The sequence below is a fragment of the uncultured Fibrobacter sp. genome (assembly GCF_900316465.1).
Classification (GTDB): domain Bacteria; phylum Fibrobacterota; class Fibrobacteria; order Fibrobacterales; family Fibrobacteraceae; genus Fibrobacter.
Genome location: NZ_ONDD01000005.1, coordinates 13,103 through 30,907 on the forward strand (window position 1 = coordinate 13,103; position 17,805 = coordinate 30,907).

Here is a 17,805-nt window from a genome sequence, read left to right on the forward strand (position 1 = left end):
TTTGACCGCAAAACAGCAAAATTCGTCGAAAATAAGCGATTTTGAGCAAAAAGACAACTTGATGTCCAAAAATCGGACATCAAATGAGTTCTTTAAGGTTCCAAAATGGCACCTTAGAACTAGTTCCGTTTTGGAACTAGTTCAAAAAGTAATATGCAAATTGTGCATATTACTGTCTGACTTACGCATAAGCTTATGATTTTTAAACTCCTCGAAATTTTCGAGGAGTTGAGCGGGCAAGCGGGGCGTTGCGGGGCCGGCGATTGAGGCCCCGCTGAGGGGGTATCCGGAAGACTTGCCCTGGACCCTATCGCCTTCGGCTCCAGGGTGACAGAAGGGCAAGGCTGCAGGCAGGGGGAGGCTTCCCCCGCCGAAATATATTAGAGAAATCTCTTGACACGGGCTGCGCGAGGATGTATATTTAGTGAACGGGCGTGCAGGATTGTTCTTGTGCGCCCGACTTGAGATTACGACAATCCCTGCGACAGTCGGCATAGGCCATGCGCCCGTACGTGCATCCGCGGTGGGGTTCATCAACCTTCTTGTTGATGTTGTTGGATAGCTGGCAGGAGAAGCAGCCTGCTCGAGCGTGTGGCGAAAGCCGCGCCAGGTAACGCCGAGGAAAGCCCCCGCCAACAGCACCGCAAGAGCATCCCAAATAAAACTACTAGAAAGCTAAGGCTCAACATACGTTGTGCGTCTGCGTATTTGCGCCTTCGTATTGTTATTAAAGAGAGGTCTTTTATGAGAAATCGAAAGATTGAATCTCACAATATCCATATCGATTCTGATTACATCAACTGGATTACGGAACTAAAGCAGCGTTACCGCTCGGCACAGGTAAAGGCGGTCATCAAGGTAAATGCCGAAAAACTGCAGTTCAACTGGCTGCTAGGGCGGGACTTGGTGCGCAAAAAGGCCGAGGAGCGCTGGGGTACGGGAGTCGTGGAGCAACTCAGCCTGGATTTGCGGCGGGAATTTCCCGATGCAGACGGATTTTCTGTGTCGAATCTGTGGTTTATGAAGAAATGGTACTGTTTTTATACGCGGAAAGGGGCTAATCAAATTCTCTACCAAGCTGGTAGAGAATTAGCCAAAACTAAGTCTAGCCGACTTGACAGAGAAAAACTGCAACAGCCTGTTGCAGAATTAGACATGGCAAAACTGCACCAAGTTGGTGCAGAATTACCAGCAATCTTTGCCGGTATCCCTTGGCGTCACCATGTAGAAATTATCACGAAATGCAAATCTGTAGATGAGGCCCTGTTTTACATCAAAAAGACTGTGGAACAAGGGATGAGCCGCGCTGCGTTGATCAACTGCATCAAGGCAGATCTTTACAGCCACCAAGGCAAGATAGTCAACAATTTTACCGAAAAACTGCCCGATTTGCAGAGCAAACTTGTTCAAGATGTGCTGAAAGAGAACTACGATTTCGGCTTTGCTACTGTTGGTCACGAAATTTACGACGAAGCCGAATTGGAAGAGGCTCTTACGAAGAATGTCACCAACCTTTTGCTCGAAATGGGTACGGGTTTTGCCTTCATTGGACGGCAAAAGGAGGTTCTTGTAGGTGGACGAAGCCGCAAAATCGACCTGCTGTTTTACCATATCCGCCTGCGCTGTTTCGTTGCCTGCGAACTGAAGGCAAAGCCGTTTGAGCCGGAATTTGTCGGCAAGCTGAACTTCTACGTGAACGCGGTAGATGAGTTGCTGAAGGCACCCGAGGATAATCCGACAATCGGGCTGTTGATTTGTTCCAACATGGATTCGACCGATGTACAGTGGTCTTTCCGTGGGCTGGGCACGCCGATGGGGGTTGCGACTTACAACAATATCCGCATCAAAGATGCGTTGCCTTCAAAGGAATTGCTGGAAGAGCGCATGCGCCTTCTGCAAAAGGAAATGCATACTACGAAACGACTCATTCGGAAAAAGGGCGAATAGCGCGTTCATGGAGGGCGAGGATTGTCGCACCACTGGTGCGACAAAGGGGATGAATTCGCCAAAGAGGCAAAATTTCAAGATTATGCCGATTGAAGTCAAATCGGGCAAGCGCTATAGATACGAGTCTCTCAAACGTTTCCGAGAAGAATTCGGTGAACGTCTCGGAGAATCCTACATCATACATCCCAAGAACTTTGCGATAACTCGCGATGGCGTTATCTGCATTCCCGCCTATATGGCGATGTGCCTCTAATTACCACCCTTCCTTGAGCCCTTCCAAAACCTTGTACAGCGGGAAGCACAGCTGGTTTTCGACAACTTAGCCATTGTAAAAAAAAATGTATATTTCGCGCGGTGTAAAGGCGAAAGCCCATTTAGAAGAAGGAATCATTATATGAAATGCATATACCCTATGTTTTTTGCTTTATTTGCTGCTACGGCACCGTTTGCTGCGACAGTCGATCTTTCTACGTTAACAGGCAATTATACAGCGCAGAATGGCGATGTCCTGACGGGCTCGCTTGAAGGAAAATCTCAGCCTTACAAGATTTCCATCGCCGATGGGGCCAAGGTCACACTCAGCGACGCGACAATCAACGGCTCCAGCTCAAAAGATTGCCCGTGGGCGGGCCTTACCTGCTTGGGTAATTGTACCGTCGTTCTCAAAGGCTCTAATACAGTGAAGGGTTTTTATAATGAATTTCCTGGCATTCAAGCTGCGAAAAACGAAGGAAAAGGTGATGAATATACGTTAGTGATTGAGGGCAATGGCTCCCTTGATGCTAAAAGCAGTGGTTGGGGCGCCGGCATAGGCGGTGGTTATAGTGACTTTGATTGCTCGTTTGGTAAAAAAAACTGTGGTAATATAATTATCCGTGGCGGTATTGTTACAGCAACGGGTGGTAGTTATGCAGCCGGCATAGGCAGCGGCGGTAGAGGAACCTGCGGTAATATAACTATCAGTGGTGGCGAAGTTACAGCAACGGGTGGTGCTCAAGCTGCCGGCATAGGCAGCGGCTCAAGTGGAGTAAGCGCCGCTATAACAATCAGTGGTGGCAAAGTTACGGCAACGGGTCGTGTTTGGGCTGCCGGCATAGGCAGTGGCAATGAAGGAACCAGTGGCGCTATAACAATCAGTGGTGGCGAAGTTGAAGCGACGGCTGGTAAAAAAGCTGCCGGCATAGGCAATGGTTATCAAGGAAAAAGTGACGATATTATAATTACTAATGACATAACTAAGGTTATGGCAACAAAGGGGATTGAAGCACCCTATAGCATCAATGTTGGGGATGAGGAATCCGCCTCTACGATTACTATCGGTGGAGTTGTTATGGGGCCTATTGAAAAGAGTTCCTTTGAATTCCCTGCGGAACTTGTTGATGTTGAAACCGCTGGTAGCAAGACCGTCGCCTTTATTAACGGCAATTATAACGGCGAAGACGCCTTGAGCCTTACAGAAGATGTGTCTGTTGACAATGTTATTTTTAAGCGCACCTTCCCCGCCATCGATGGTGAAAATAATTATTCCACCATCATGTTCCCGTTCGAAATCAGCGCAAATAAAGTTGGTAACGTAAAACAGGTTGTTTCGTTCCTCGGCATAGGCGTTGATAGCACAAACCATAAGTATGTGGCTGTGGAACGGGTCTGGTGCAATGAACAATCTAACACAAAATGTAATTACGGCACAGCCAAGCTTGAAGCGTACAAGCCGTATCTAATCCAGCTTGAGTCTGGAAAAACGAGTATTTCCATAAATAATACGGACCCGCTCGTGCTCAAGGCTAGCCCGACCGACGCTGATGCATACGATGTGGCGCAGGACGACGATTATAGTGCGTATGGTGATTTCGTGTTCCGTGGCGTTGTACAAACAAAAACCTGGGATGCTACCGATCCAGAAATCGAGGGAACAGCCAAGGCCGCGGCCTATGGCTTTGCGGGTTCATCCGCTACAGATATCTCGATTGGCCAGTTTGTCAAGGTGGGCGAAGGAGCCTACATCAAGCCGTTCCGCGCCTATATCTATAAAAAGCCGGTACCGCAATCAGCACCGCGGGCGCAGTCCCATGCCTTGTACCAGCCCGCACCTGTCGACGACCTTCCGGACGAGATGGAGGTTATTATTGTTGACAGAGAAAAGGATGGCTCGGAACTGACGACGGTTATTGGCCAGTTCAACAGCCGTACAGGGAAAATCCGTCTGAACCGTACGACGCGCACCTACGACCTGAAGGGTCGTTCTGTCCGCGGTGGAAACCGCATGGCAAAGGGCGTTTATTTAAACAAGTAAAACATTTAATAATACGAGTTGATAAATATGAAAAAAGAAATCGAACAGAAAAAAGAATACTCAACCCCTACAGTGAGAGTGGTTGAACTCAAGCACCAGGCCCAGCTGCTGCAAGCTTCGTCGTCGGATCCTTTAACAGCTCATGGCGAGTTGAATTAAAGCCCTTCCAAGACCTTGTACAGCAGAGTGTACAAGGTCTTTGCTTCGGTGTCGGAGAGGTTCACGCAGCTGGCCATGGACTTGGGGACGCTTGCGGCCTTGCGCTTGAGCGATTCACCTTCGTCGGTGAGGCTTACGGAAAATTACCAAAAGTCAATAGTTTTAGGAAAAAAATTTCTTAAAGGCCGTTTTTTTTACAAAAAAAAGCCACCCGGAAGGAATCCCAGGTGGCAATTAGGCAAGGAGTAAACTCTACTTGAGCTGCACGCGGAGCGTCTTGCCCATGCCGCGTACCATGTAGATACCCTGGGCAAAGCCGGCTTGCTTAAGCGTTTCGGTGAGGGCGAGGCCTGCACGCGGTTCTACGCTACCCATAAAGCGGCCGTTTGCGCCATAAACCTTGAGCGAACGCTGCATATTGGGCATAAAGTCCATGCTGTAGGTCGGCACCTTGCGAATGCCGGTGGTGTTAAGTTCTTCCTTGGTGAGAGCGAACTGGATCCAGTCCAGATTTACGTAGCTACCGGTGAACTGCACGCGCAGCACATGGTCGCCCTTTTCGATTTCGCTAGTTTCGCCGTCCATGAGCGTATAGGTGTTCCAGTCTTCGGTTTGCGGCACCGCAACGGTATCGGTCACAGCCTTGCCATCGATAAACAGGCGAATGCTACCGCCTTCAATGCCATCTGCCACGTTGGCGCGGAACACGAACTTGCTTGTAGTCACTACGTTCACGCTGTATTCGAGCCATTCGCCTGCCTGGGTGTAACCAATCGCGTAACCCTTGCTGGCGTCAGCAGAATCGATTTGCACAATGTCGACACCGTCTTCGCGGTAGGCGCCACCTTCGTTCACAAAGTCCTTGTCGTAGAACGATACGCTCTGGCCGCCCATATCGTAGTCTTCGAGCTGCACAAAGCCCGGAATGCTAAAGATTGCCTTGTAAGGTTCCTGGGTCACAGCACCGTTAAAGTCAGCGAGCGGGATTTCCTTGATATCGCGAATGTAGCGGAACGCCTTTTCGATACCGGCGTTGTTTACCACATCATCGCTGTAATAGTTATTGGACTGCTGCAGAGTGTTCTGACCCGCCTGATTCTGGCCTACGCCTGCAGGGGAATTCTTGAACACGTTTTCTTTCACGGTAAAGCCGCTAGAGCCTTCGTCCAAGTAAATAGGCACGTTCCAGTAGTCGGCCCACTTAGACGTTCCGTTATCGTGGATATAGTTGTGCTGGATTTCGCTACCGGTACCCTGGTTAGAGAGCGTGTAAATCGGGCCGGAGTCGCAAAGCAAGCGCGCAATGTGGTGAATTTCGTTCCAGTTCACATGGTTATTGGTCATGGCAGTTTGCTGCTTGGTCCAGCCAAAACCAATAGAAATACCGGAGTAATAAGTGTAAGAAACTTCGTTATGTTCGATTACCACATAGCGGGGGTAACCGGCGCCAATACCTACGGCACCTTGATGTTCGTTCGTCACGTTGGTGACCAAATTGTTCTTGACCGTATCGCGGGTGCTGATTTCGTCTTTGTCACTCGGGTTGTAAGCGATATGGATTTCAGTCGTAGAATCCTGATAGAATTTGCCCAGCATAATGCCCGCGGCACCGATTTCGAAGAAGGCATTGCCCTGGATCATGTCATCGTTAGTGCCCGAGACAAAGTCGAGGCCCGTGGCCGCAATCTGCGAGAATACGTTACCCTGCACCAAGAAATGATGGGCATTTTCAACGCGGAAGGCCGCATCGGGGCGCCACAGCAAGTACTTGTTGCTGTTCAGCTTTTCCCAGTTTCCGCGGCTCGGATCCGGAAGGACGTCTACATTGAAGTTTGCAGCCTGCAAATCCAAAAAGCCTTCGTCGCTCGGGCGGGTAAAGTTGGAATGGGCAAAGATCAGGCCTTCGAAGCTCATGTAGCCCACTTTGTTCTTGGTGTCTTTACCCAAAACGCTGAACAAAGTATTGAGGCGGGGTGCAACCACGTGGGCCGTAGACATGCTTTCGCCAGAACGGGGCTTGTAGTAAAGCACATGGTTCTTTTCGTCCAGGTACCATTCACCCGGAGCGTCAATCAAGTCGTAGGAATTCTCCAGATAGAAAACCTGCTGCTTGGGCGGATTGCTCATGAAGGCGGTGCCGAGCATGGGGAAAGCGCGGTGGAACAGCTTGGTGCGTTCAGGATCCTTGGGGATGAGCTTTGCGGTGCCGCCGTTTACCTGGGCCTTTTCCAGGCGCAAGATGTTTTCGGACCAGGCAATCATCAGGTGGATTTCGACGTCTTCGATGTTCTTGATATTCTTGATGTAGTCGGCAGAGACATCGAAGGCGCGGCCCGAAGAGTCCACCTTCGTGAGGCGCACGAAATCGTGGTCGAAACCGCCGTTGCCTTTTTCCTTTGCATCAATCACGTTGGGGAAGCACGCGCGAACTGCCTTGCGGTTGTTCACGTAAAGCTGGCGGAAACGGCCATCGACGCCTTCGGCTTTCCAGATGTTGTTCGCCTCGTCGTGGATGGTCCAGCCGGTAATTTGCATACCGCCGGAAATCAAGGGCTTTTCGCCATCAGCAGCTTTATAGCGCACGTAGTGGCCGTCTTTACCGCCGTCGCGTTCGTCAAAGCCGATTGTGGCGGGCAATGCGTAAGTACCTTCGCGCAAAATTACTTCGATGTCGCCCGTCATGGTGCCATTAATGGCACGCACGGCCTTCTGGGCCTGCGTAATCGTCTTGAACGGAGCGTCTTTAGTACCTGCGGCAGCATCATTGCCAGAGGGGGAAACGTAGAATGTCGCCTGAGTGGCGGCAACGGCGGCACCGGCAAAAGCGAGCGTGCAGCCAAACGCCAAAGAAAGAATCTTTGTATTCATAAGAAACCTCACGAAAAAATCCACACCAATAAAAAAAATACCTTTTGCCATCAAAAAAAGAACTCCCTTTTCGGGAGTTCTCGTTGACAAGTTGTCAATGATTATCAACGATTAGAAAGCATAAAAAGGAGATCCCGGCTCGGAGGCCGGGATGACATGCGGCCTATTTGATGCGGTGTCCGGTCAAGTCAAAGCGCATTCCGTTCTTTTCGACAAAGAGCTTGCCGCCTTGTTTGCGCAGGCGCGGAGCTGCCTTAGAAACAGCCGTCGGAGCGATGGCACGGATTCCTGTTTTGTCTTCACAAGTTTCTTTTTCGCAGAACTGGAGCCAGTCTACATTCACATAGCTGCCTGCAATGACAAGCCTTAGAATGTGTTCGCCAGCAGTAAGGTTAGCGGTTCCGATATCCATTTCTTTGTATACATTCCAGGTCGTGTCAACCTTGTCAATCGTGATAGTATCGAGAAGCACCTTGCCGTCGACAAGCAACTGGATTTTTGAAGTCTCGGAAGCAGTCGCCACATTCGCACGAACACCGTACTTGCCGTCGGCAGCAACCTTCACGCTGTATTCAAGCCACTCGCCCGCTTCGGTATAGCCAATCGCGTAACCCTTGCAAGCGCCACCGTTGCAAGTCGCGCCATCGAGGGTGACCACATCCACAGCGTCTTCGCGATAAGTTTCGCCCTTGTTGGTAGCATCTTTGTCGTAGAAACTGAAGCGGTTACCGCCCTCGTCGTAATTTTCGGCCTCGATTTTCCCCGGAATTTCGGCAACCTTGTCATTGTATGCCTTGCGTTCTGGCGGGTTCGTTTCGACGGTGTCGGCCCAAGCCATTTTCATGCGGTCTACGCCCGACTGGTTCACGATTTGGAGCTTGATATTCGCCCCTTCGCCGCTGCGTTTGGTCATGCTATACCAGTCACCATCGCGGAGTCCCGGCCAGTAGAAGCTACCCATTTCCCATTCGCGCAATTGGTCGGACATGCCGCGAATGTAGGCCATAAAGTAGTTCGTCGGAGTAGAATTATAGTCCATGTAGTCGTAATGCACGCCCGCCTTGTCACCAGGGCTCATGGCGCCACCCCATTCCGTACACACCGTGCGGTCAACGTACTTGCCCACTTTGCCCTTGAAGCTGTTTTTCCAGCCCTGTTCGGTGGTAATGCTCATGTTCCAGAAGGTGTATTCGTGCACCGCGAAAAGGCAACCTTCAAAGCGCGGGTCGTCGGCAATGTCAGGCACGTTCCAGGCAAGGCCCGAGCCGTCAAGCAGAATATGGTCGCGCGGCACATTCGGGAACTTGCTCAGCCACTGGGCATAAAGATCGCGCAGTTCCGTTTTGCTGTACATATGCGGTTCATTGAAAATTTCAAAGTAGGCATTCGGGTGGTCGCCGTATTTTTCGACGATTTTTGCCCACATGCTCCACCAATCATTCATGTTCTTCGGGCCCGAAGGCTGTGCGGGGCCCCAATAGCCCATTACGATGCGGCCCTTGGAAAGGCCCATGTCGATAACGCCCGTGTAGGTATCCCAGAACTTGAGAATCGTAGGTTCGTTCACCGGAATGCGCACGCTGTTGGTGCCGAACAGTTCCTGGAACTGCCCGATAACACGGTCTGCCACCACAGATGCCGACTGGTAATTGTCCGACAGGCTCATGCCCGAAAGCACCAGCACGTCAGACACGAAATTGTCACGTTTATCGGCCCAGTTCACACCGCGGAACTGGCTCGTTACCGCGAAGGAACTCACCGACGAAATGGCCATTGCAGCCAAAATACCACAGGCAACATGCCTGACCTTGAAACCAAACTTCATAAGAACACCTTCCTTTTCCACCTTTTCAAACAACCTGATTATAAATTACCTTTTGGGCACAAAAAAAGAACCCCCAAAAAGGAGATTCTATTGACATAATGTCAATGGGAAGTTAAAAACCCGATTTTCCGCGGCGTACGCCCCATAGGTAATCGTGCGTGCGGTGCACCGTATTCTTGCCGTCTACCACAATTTTGACTTCGAGACGCGCAATATAGACGCCTGTACCCACCAAACGCCCGTTTTTGGAGCGCATGTTCCAGGCCAGGAACACTTTCCCCTTGTTTTTGAGGCAGCCTTCGTCGCCGTACACTTCTTTGTCGGAACACTTGATGGAACCCGACGTTCCGCCCACATACTGGCCAAATTGGCTAAAATAATGCGTGCGGTAGTAAAGTTCGACTGCATTGTCGGCGACAATCGTCTTTTCGCCGCTGCGGTATTCTTCGAGGTTGTATTCGGTCACATCGCCACGCTTGATTGCCTCGACCAGTTTTTCGCTCACGCCCGCCTCGGCGAGTTCGGCATCCAGTTTTCCGCTGCGAATCAATTCAAACAAGTCGCCCTGCGTTACCGTTGTAACGCCGCCTATGGTAATGGTCGTGTCGCGGCTTGCATCGATATTGGCTTCGGTCATGGTCGCAATCACGCCAAGTTCCTGTTCGCCCACAAAGTTCTTGTAGTTTTCTTCGGTAATGGAGCCGTCCAAGATTCCATTGATGGTCTGTTCGCTAAATCCGTACGACGTGTCTAACAGATTCACGCGGATATCGTTGAACAATTGCGCAAGCGCTTCTTGTTCGCTAATGCTCGTAATGGTCGTGTCGTAATCGGTTTCGCTCCCGATGCGCGACTTGACAAAGATTTCAAGAGCATCGACCGCATTTTTCGTTTGCTCCACCATGATTTTTGCGATATCGAAATCAAGAAGCGACCCTTGCACGCCCAGGGAATCCGCAATCTGCTGGGCAGTCTGCGTTGTGCCCGTTATGAGTTTTGGCTGCGTTACGGAATTATTCTTGATGATGTCGTACGGGTCTTCGCCGAGAGCGACAACGCCCGGATTTTCTACGCCGAGGTCCTGGTTTCCGGTAATTACGACCCACGGGTTTTCGGCATGCGGCGCATTGCCGACCAAATCACGTGCGGAGCCGCGAGGCGCAAAGCGGATCATGTCCCCGGCATTCGGGAGCACCGCATCCATTTCGCTTACGGCATAAACCAGCATCATTTGCGTACCCAAACCGCTCTGCAATACAGGCTTTTCCGGCACCTGATTCGAACCCGAACGTATGCAGGTGAATTCAAACATCTCGGCAAAGGCGGCCCTGGATTCATCTGTAATCGCTTCGCTAAAGGTAATGTTCAAAAATCTATTCCCGTCTTTGTTTTCGGTTTTCGAAGCCGCAAGAATAATGGGGCCAACGCCATCGCTTACCGGTTCATTTTCGATGTAGAAGTTGCTAACTTCGCCTTCGTTTTTGTAGGTGAACCAGTTGTTCAAAGATCCCGTGTACGCACCAGACGCATCACCCGTAAATTGCCTGCTGCCAAAGCCGCAAACGCTTTTGCTGCAACCTTCGCCGGTCATGTCTTCGGCCGTGATTGCGATATCGGTTTCGTTTATCACCTTGAATTTCGATGTCGGTTGGAACGATTCGCCAAAGGTAAACTGGATCGAATCAAGTCGGCTATTGCCCATGATAGAGTGCTCGAAATGCACATACAAACTATCTGCACGGCCGTCACCGTTTCTATCTACCACAATGGCGCGTTCTACACGGGGTGCAGGCGGTTCGGCAAATTTCAAGTTGCTCCACACCGAAACACCCGCTGCAGCGCCCTTGGCCGTAAGGTTCACGCCCGACACAGGGGAATTCGCATGTACGTAGAACGTGGCGCGACCGTTTTCGTCGAGAGTCACGGCATTGATTTTCTTGCCGCCCACCGTATCTAAAATATCGATATCCGGGTTCGAGAAAGAAAGGTTAATCTTGCGGTTGTAATTGTTGACCTTCGCCCATTCTTCAAAGAAGGTAATGTTCACCTGGTAAGTCGCATACGCCCAGGGGCCAATTTGGGCGGTGTCGCCCGAAACCTCTTTACCGAGAATCGTCCAGTCTTCTTTTGCAAACGCGACACTCGGCACAGAATAAGAGGGCACCGTAATTTCGACCTTCACCATTTGACTCGGGTCCGCCTTGAGCGTGATCTCTAAAAAGTAATGGCCGGGGGCAAGCGCAAAGCTAGAAACAATCGCCGCAGAGTCAATAGAGAACGTAGAATCGCTCGTAATCTTGATACCTTCGTAATGGGTGCCAATGCCCAGAATTTCCGGCCCCGCGAGGTTTCCGCCCGTAAGCTTGAAGGTAGACACGCCACCGGTCGTATCGAGCTCGGTAGAATTTGCATCAAAGTTGCAAGAAAGCTTGTTCTTCTTGTTTATCTGCCAGACTTCGTAAGTGGTGCCGCCGTCGCGATTGTCCGACGACAAGAAGATTGACGCATCGACCTGCAAATCAATCGAGGTGCGCATGCGGAAATTCGAAGAGCCCGTATGACGTTCCACATAGAAAATATGGAAGTCGTAGATTTTGCCGGGAACAAGCTTGTCGCCTGTGTTCTGTCCGATGGTATCGAGATCCACAGCGCCCGCTACCTGACCGTGCTGCCCGCCAATGTCTACAGCTAGGCGGTGGTCGATAAATACCCACACATCGTCGTCGCCGTAAAAATCAAAATACTGCCCCGGAACGTATTCAAAAGTCGCCTGGATTTTTGCGGCATAACCGAAGTTATGCTTTCCGATTTTTGTTCCCTTCAGTTGGTCGTAATAAGGGTTCGGAACCGTCTTCGCTTCGTCGAGAAATTCAAAATCGTCCAGCAGGAACATGCCGTCCGAATTGGCCTCGTTGCCTTTAGAAATCTGGTCTTTGGAAACTTCAGCAAGCCAGAATCCTTCGTCGTCCATAGACACGTAAAGGTCGCGGCAAGTCATGTTGGTATACTCGTTGCCTTCGTCATCTTTGGCGATGACTTCGGGCAAGAACCAACTGTCGAGATGTTCCGTAATCTTGCATTTTTCGGGGAACGGGTCTGCGCGTACGGGGACTCCGTTTTCGCCGAGATTGTATTCGACCATGCCTGTGACGGCCTTGTCCTTGCCGGAACATCCGCCCGAACCAAAGTCGGCACTGACTCCGTTTGCGGGGTCACCATTTTTGCCGCTACCGTCGCCGTCGCCTTTGGTTCCGTGCAGCCAGTCGTAAACGGTCACGGGAATTTTTTTGAGCGGGCAATCGCCGAGTACGCCAGGGTAGCTCGAAAACTGCGCCGGGACGTCGGTCTTGTAGCCCTGCACCCAAATGGTGTCCGAAAGCGCGGCCACGGAATCGAGCGATATTTCGCCCGCGGTCATGGGTTCTTCGGTCACCACGCCTTCGGCGCCCACGTAATGCAGGCCAACGGTCTGCTTGAAGTAGACGTTGAAATTCTTTTCGGGTGCGTCGATGGTCGCCTTGAACCAACCGCAGTAATTGTCTAGCGCAGTCATTGTCGCCACGGAATCGCCGTCCATGAACAAGACTGCATTGGTATTCGACCACGGCGTAAAGAACACCACTGTCTTTTCTGCCGAGGCAACGCCTGTACCCAAAGCGGCGGCCAAGGCCGCCATTTTGAACTTATTCGCCCAATTTACCATATATCCATCCCGGAGAACCTTTTTAATGTTCTCAAATTTTATATGGTAAATATAGCTCTATATCAGTACAATATCTTAATTTAACTAAAATTTAACAGATTTAAACACAAAACTCAGCATTTCGCAGAATTCATGTTCTCAAATTCCGCGAAATGTTCTCAATTTTACCGGTCTTTTCTGAAAATCGTCGTGCCGTAGCTAAAGCCGTCGCGTTGGATCTTCAAAATGTACATGCCGTTTTGCATGTCGCCAAGGCCGATGCTGAAGCTGGATTGCCCCGCCGCAAGCGCCTGCGATTTTACCAAGCGACCGTTCATGCTGAAGATTCTGGCGGTATAGCCCTGCGAAAGCACCGTACCGGCATCGATCTGCAATTCTCCGCCATAAACGCGGGCCTTCAAATCAGGGCGAGTGACCGGTTTCGCAACGAACGTCGTCGGTTCCGGCTTAGGCTTGTTGCGCAGCAGGCGCACGCCATAAAGGCCACCCACCATGTTGCCGGCACCCGCCTTGAACGTCACGCGGATTTCCTTTTTGCCCTTGACCATGGCATCGGGAATCGCATAGACTTCGTTCACGAATTCCTTCTTGTTCCACTTGCCTTCGATGCTTTCGGTCGCGAGCTTTTCGCCATCGATCATGATATCAAAGGTACGGGAGCAGGATTCGTTGCCCCAATAGCGAACCATCAGGCTCAAGGAATCTTCGCTATTGGTTTCGAGCACGTAGCTGATCATGCCACCGTCGCCCGCATTGCACTTACCTGCATCGCGGTAGAATTCACCGTTTGCCGTACCAGAGGTCGTATTTTCGGTCTTCATCTGGTGATCCACTTCAGGCTGTTGCTCACCAGGAGCCACCTTATCGACCGTCTTTTCGTCGAGCGCCAGGGCTTCTTCTTGTTCCTTTTTCAGGCGTTCCAGAATCGAGGGGTCCGTAAGCACCATCCAATACATCATGTAACGGGCGTCATGCACTTCGTAGAAGGGTTCCAGAAGCAGGCCGCCGTCTTTCTTGTTTGCAAACAGGTAGGGGGCCTTAAAGTGCAGGGGTTCGCCCTTGACAGGTTCTAGCTTCGAGGGAATATCTTCTTTCTTGCTCGCAAGCATGGGGGCCTGGTCAAGCGATTCGAGCGCGCCCGAGGCAATATGGCTCCAGCGACCGTCATCGGCCACGAGGCCGTTCAGGTTTGCGGTTCCCGTTTTTGCAGAAAGCACGATCGGGCCATGCAAAAGCGCCACGTAGTCCGACACGTTGGGCAATTCTTCGACATGCGTGTACATCGGGTAAAGCACTTCGATCACATCGCCAGTCTTCCAGGATTTTCCGGCCGACACGTAGCTCGACGGGTCAGACTTTTTCACCACAGTGTCACCGTTAACGATCACCTTGAATTCGCCTTCCTTGACCCAGTACGGGTGACGAATCTGCATATCGAAAGAGCCGGAGCCTGTAACGGTGAACTTGGAACTTTCACCCTTCGGGAATGCGGTCTCTTGCTTGATTTGCACGTTCTTCGCCTTCCAATTCAAGATGGATGCGGCAAAGAGGTTCACGTAAAGCTTGTCGCCGTCTTTGGTGTAAATAAACTGGTTGTACTTGGCCGGGTTTTCCATGCCCGAACCCACGCAACACCACATAGCCGCATTCACCTTGGAATACACGCGGTAATGGCGGGGACGTGCAGGAGTGAAGTACACGTACCCGCCATGTTTTGGATGTATTGTGGATAAAATATGGTTAAAGAGCGCGCGTTCATAGAAATCCGCCTGCTTGGCGCTATGGTCCATATTGAACAGGCGTTCCGTGAGCTTGAGCATGTTGTAGGTGTTGCATGATTCCGGTCCTTCGCGTTCTTCCACATACTTTTTGTGATTATCGAAAGAGGGGAAATGTTCCGAAATGCTGTTGCCACCAATGGCGATGCTTCGTTTGTTGACCACACGATCCCAGAAATATTCAGAGCCCTTTACATATGTTGCGTCATTCGTGAGTTCGGCAACGCGCGCAAAGCCCACGACTTTCGGCACCTGCGTATTCGCATGCACATTGGTGAGGTTGTCGTTACTTGCCGCCATGGCGTTCAAAAGCCACTTGTGCGACCAGCGCTTAGCCTCTTTCAAGTACTTGTCCTGCTTGGTGAGCGCGTAAGCGTCGGCGTAGACTTCGGCCATGCCGCCATGTTCCGTGCCTAGCATAGATTCCATCTTGGAATCGTTGAGGCCGCCCGTAATTGTAAGGCCCCAGTCACAAAGCGCAAGGAACATGGTCTTAGCCTGTTCATAGCCTGCATAAATGTAGGCATCGCGCAGGCCCGCGTAAAGCTTGTGAATGTTGTACCACGGCACCCAATAACCATTCTGGGCGCCGGCATTTCCGCTCTTCATGCTGAGCCACATCTTTTTGCCGTTGGGCACGCCGCTAATGTAGCCCTTGAAGTTATTGTCCTTGGAATTCTGGTCCTGAATGGTTTTGAGTTCTTTCAAGACATATTCCAACCGTTCTTTAACCTGAATGTCGTCATTGTCGGCGTAATGCATCGCAAGTGCACTCAGGTAATGCCCGAGCACATGCCCGTCCAAACCAGCCCAGTTCGGGAACTTGGATGCTTTCGGCCGCATGCCCGCTTCTTCGTAGAACGGCGCCAGAAGGCGGTCCACGTCGTAACTCAGCAGGGTTTCAACGTTCAAGTCTTGGCGTTCTTTTAACGGACCGTCAAGCAGTTGAACTTCGTTCAACGCGAACATATCAGGATAAAGAACGTCTTGCGAATACCCTTGAGTGACGAGACCTCCTACCACAGCAAGGGTAACGCAAGCGATTTTTTTTGTATTGATTCCAAACATCTTATACCATCCTTTTTTAAACCAATTTATCCTTTATAAAATTATATCTTGCACCAACGATTTTCATCCCTTCAAAGCCAAATACCTTTGCAGAAATTTCAATAGTCAAAGATGTAATCAAGTCGCAAAAACGATGCCAACAAAACGCGACAACAACGCGAGTGAGACGCATAAAAAAAGCCCCGCTATCGCTAGCGGAGCCTCTTTTTCTTAGGAGTATTTTGGAGTAGCAAATTACTTGATGCGGTGACCCGTCAGGTCAAAGCGCTGGCCGTTCTTTTCGATGAACATGGCATTGCCCTTCTTGAGCAGGCGCGGAGAATTGGTGTTGCGCACAGCCGCGGGGATTGCCTTGTGCAGGCCCATCGGGTTGCAACTTTCGCCTTCACAGAACTCGATATAGTCAATGTCCATCCAGTCGCCGGTTACCGTAAAGCGGAGAATGTGTTCGCCTTCGGTGAGGCTCACCTTGGCTTCGACCGTATTGTATTCGTCATAGTTGTCTTCACCGGCGGTTGCTGCAGGCACTGCGATTTCTTCGGTAATGCCCTTGCCGTCCATGGAGAGCTTGAAGCTTGACGTGCTGTTGGCAGAAGCCACGGAGGCGTTCATCGTGTAAGTTCCGGTCTTTGCCACCTTCACGGTGTATTCGAGCCATTCGCCAGCCTGGTTGTAGCCAACGATAACGCCGGTAGCCTTCTTGTAAAGGTCCACGCCGGTACCCGGGCGGTAGTCAGAATCACCGTGGTTTTCGGTATCGCTTTCGTTGTAGGTGGTGTTGCCCTGGCCTACGCCGTTAATGTCGAAATCTTCGACTTCGATCTTGCCCGGAATAGCGAGAGCTTCGCCCTTGAACGGAGCGCGCGGAACCGGCTTTAAAACCAAGCGGAGGAGTGCCGAGCCGTGAGCCGGAAGTTCGATAGAAACGTGCGAAAGCGGGCCCAAATCCTTCTTTTTCCAGGCATCGCGAACTTCCACTTCGCCTTCTACGCCAATGTCTGCAAAGTTGCATTCCACAGTCTGGGTAGAATTGTTGTTATTGAGGAGTGCCACGGCAAGGTCGCCATTCTTCAAAGGCTTAGTCCAAACCTGCTTACCCTGCTTGTCAGAGATGCGGTGGCCCTGAACGCCCAAAGAATCCTGGTTGATGGCAATCATGTCCTTGTTCAGGTAGAGTTCCTTGGTTTCGTTGCTCATGCTGCGAACATCGGAACTGATCATGATGGGAGCCGCCATAATGGACCACATCGTCATCTGGGAGCGCTGTTCTTCGTAAGAGAGCCCCCTGTTGCCCACTTCGAGCATGTCCGGGTCATTCCAGTGGCCGGGCTTTGCAATCTGCCAATACTTGTTGTTCGCGTCGATAATTTCATAGACGCCGCGATACCAAGAAGTCGAAATCCATTCAGGGCCAATGTCGAAAGTGGTACGCCAGAGGTTCGCAATTTTTGGCATCCACTCCTTGTATTCCCACATGCAAATGCTGAACACGATGTCGCGTCCGGAATTGCGGAGGGCCTTGGACATGGCGGTGTAATCTTTTTCCTGGGTATTCGGGTCAGAATCGCAGTTGTCGTACTTCCAGTAGTCGACACCCCATTCGGCGAGTTTCTTGGCATCCTGTTCTTCGTGACCGTTGGAACCGCTCTGGCTATCCCATTTGCTGTTGTAATGGTGGCAAGTACGTTTGCCACGGTCGCCGTAAAGGCCGAACTTAAGGCCCTTCGCATGCACGTAATCGGCAATGGCCTTCATGCCGCTCGGGAAGGTTTTCGGATTATTCTGGAGGTTGCCTTGCGCATCGCGCTTGGTATCCATCCAGTTGTCGTCGAGGTTCAGGTAAATGTAGCCCGCGTCCTTCAAGCCAGAAGACACCATGGCATCGGCGATTTCCTGAATCTGCTTTTCGTTGATGTTTTCGTGGAACACGTTCCAGCTGTTCCACCCCAGCGGGGGCGTAAGCACCAAACTATCCGGATGCGCAAAAGCCTGAGAGGTCAAACCACAGAAGGCAAGGGCAACTGCCCCGCCGAGCGAGCATTTTTTTAAACCAAACATCTTCATCTCTCCATGATGATATTTACACCTTAAAAATATTCCCAAAAAAAGGGAAAACTCACCCAGAAAAGCAAAACGGCATTGACTATTTGTCAATGCCGTTTGT

Annotated in this window: 10 protein-coding genes; 4 read left to right on the top strand and 6 right to left on the bottom strand. The window is 50.9% G+C overall.

What is annotated here, in order from left to right; translation table 11 throughout:
• Positions 1 to 744 precede the first annotated feature (744 nt).
• The 4 genes from QZN53_RS02975 to QZN53_RS02990 all read left to right on the top strand — a co-directional run bounded on the left by QZN53_RS02975 (position 745) and on the right by QZN53_RS02990 (position 4,399).
• Positions 745 to 1,947: a PDDEXK nuclease domain-containing protein gene (locus QZN53_RS02975; RefSeq protein WP_163437409.1), complete on the top strand. Its 1,203-nt coding sequence runs from the start codon at positions 745 to 747 to the stop codon at positions 1,945 to 1,947.
• A gap of 82 nt (positions 1,948 to 2,029) precedes the next feature.
• The gene (locus QZN53_RS02980; protein WP_163437411.1) at positions 2,030 to 2,200 is read left to right on the top strand and encodes a hypothetical protein; all 171 of its coding nucleotides are present in this window, start codon (positions 2,030 to 2,032) and stop codon (positions 2,198 to 2,200) included.
• 141 nt (positions 2,201 to 2,341) lie between these two features.
• A complete protein-coding gene (locus QZN53_RS02985; protein ID WP_163437413.1) occupies positions 2,342 to 4,240 on the top strand; it encodes a carbohydrate-binding domain-containing protein in 1,899 nt (632 codons plus the stop codon).
• Positions 4,241 to 4,267: 27 nt separating this feature from the next.
• Positions 4,268 to 4,399, top strand: a complete 132-nt coding sequence (locus QZN53_RS02990; protein ID WP_294651518.1) for a hypothetical protein — start codon at positions 4,268 to 4,270, stop codon at positions 4,397 to 4,399.
• 252 nt (positions 4,400 to 4,651) lie between these two features.
• Here the strand turns inward: QZN53_RS02990 and QZN53_RS02995 are convergent, their stop codons facing one another.
• The 6 genes from QZN53_RS02995 to QZN53_RS03020 all read right to left on the bottom strand — a co-directional run bounded on the left by QZN53_RS02995 (position 4,652) and on the right by QZN53_RS03020 (position 17,699).
• A complete protein-coding gene (locus QZN53_RS02995; RefSeq protein ID WP_163437415.1) occupies positions 4,652 to 7,267 on the bottom strand; it encodes a carbohydrate-binding protein in 2,616 nt (871 codons plus the stop codon).
• 163 nt (positions 7,268 to 7,430) lie between these two features.
• Positions 7,431 to 9,092, bottom strand: a complete 1,662-nt coding sequence (locus QZN53_RS03000) for a cellulase family glycosylhydrolase (protein ID WP_294651524.1) — start codon at positions 9,090 to 9,092, stop codon at positions 7,431 to 7,433.
• 112 nt (positions 9,093 to 9,204) lie between these two features.
• Positions 9,205 to 12,795 carry a fibro-slime domain-containing protein gene (locus QZN53_RS03005; RefSeq protein WP_163437417.1) on the bottom strand — a complete coding sequence of 1,197 codons (3,591 nt, stop codon included), beginning with the start codon at positions 12,793 to 12,795 and terminating at the stop codon, positions 9,205 to 9,207.
• Between the two features lie 164 nt (positions 12,796 to 12,959).
• The gene (locus QZN53_RS03010) at positions 12,960 to 15,641 is read right to left on the bottom strand and encodes a beta-L-arabinofuranosidase domain-containing protein (protein WP_163437419.1); all 2,682 of its coding nucleotides are present in this window, start codon (positions 15,639 to 15,641) and stop codon (positions 12,960 to 12,962) included.
• A gap of 16 nt (positions 15,642 to 15,657) precedes the next feature.
• Positions 15,658 to 15,813, bottom strand: coding sequence for a hypothetical protein (locus QZN53_RS03015; protein ID WP_163437421.1), 156 nt, complete (start codon positions 15,811 to 15,813; stop codon positions 15,658 to 15,660).
• A gap of 62 nt (positions 15,814 to 15,875) precedes the next feature.
• Positions 15,876 to 17,699 carry a carbohydrate-binding protein gene (locus QZN53_RS03020; RefSeq protein WP_294651530.1) on the bottom strand — a complete coding sequence of 608 codons (1,824 nt, stop codon included), beginning with the start codon at positions 17,697 to 17,699 and terminating at the stop codon, positions 15,876 to 15,878.
• Between the last annotated feature and the right edge of the window lie 106 nt (positions 17,700 to 17,805).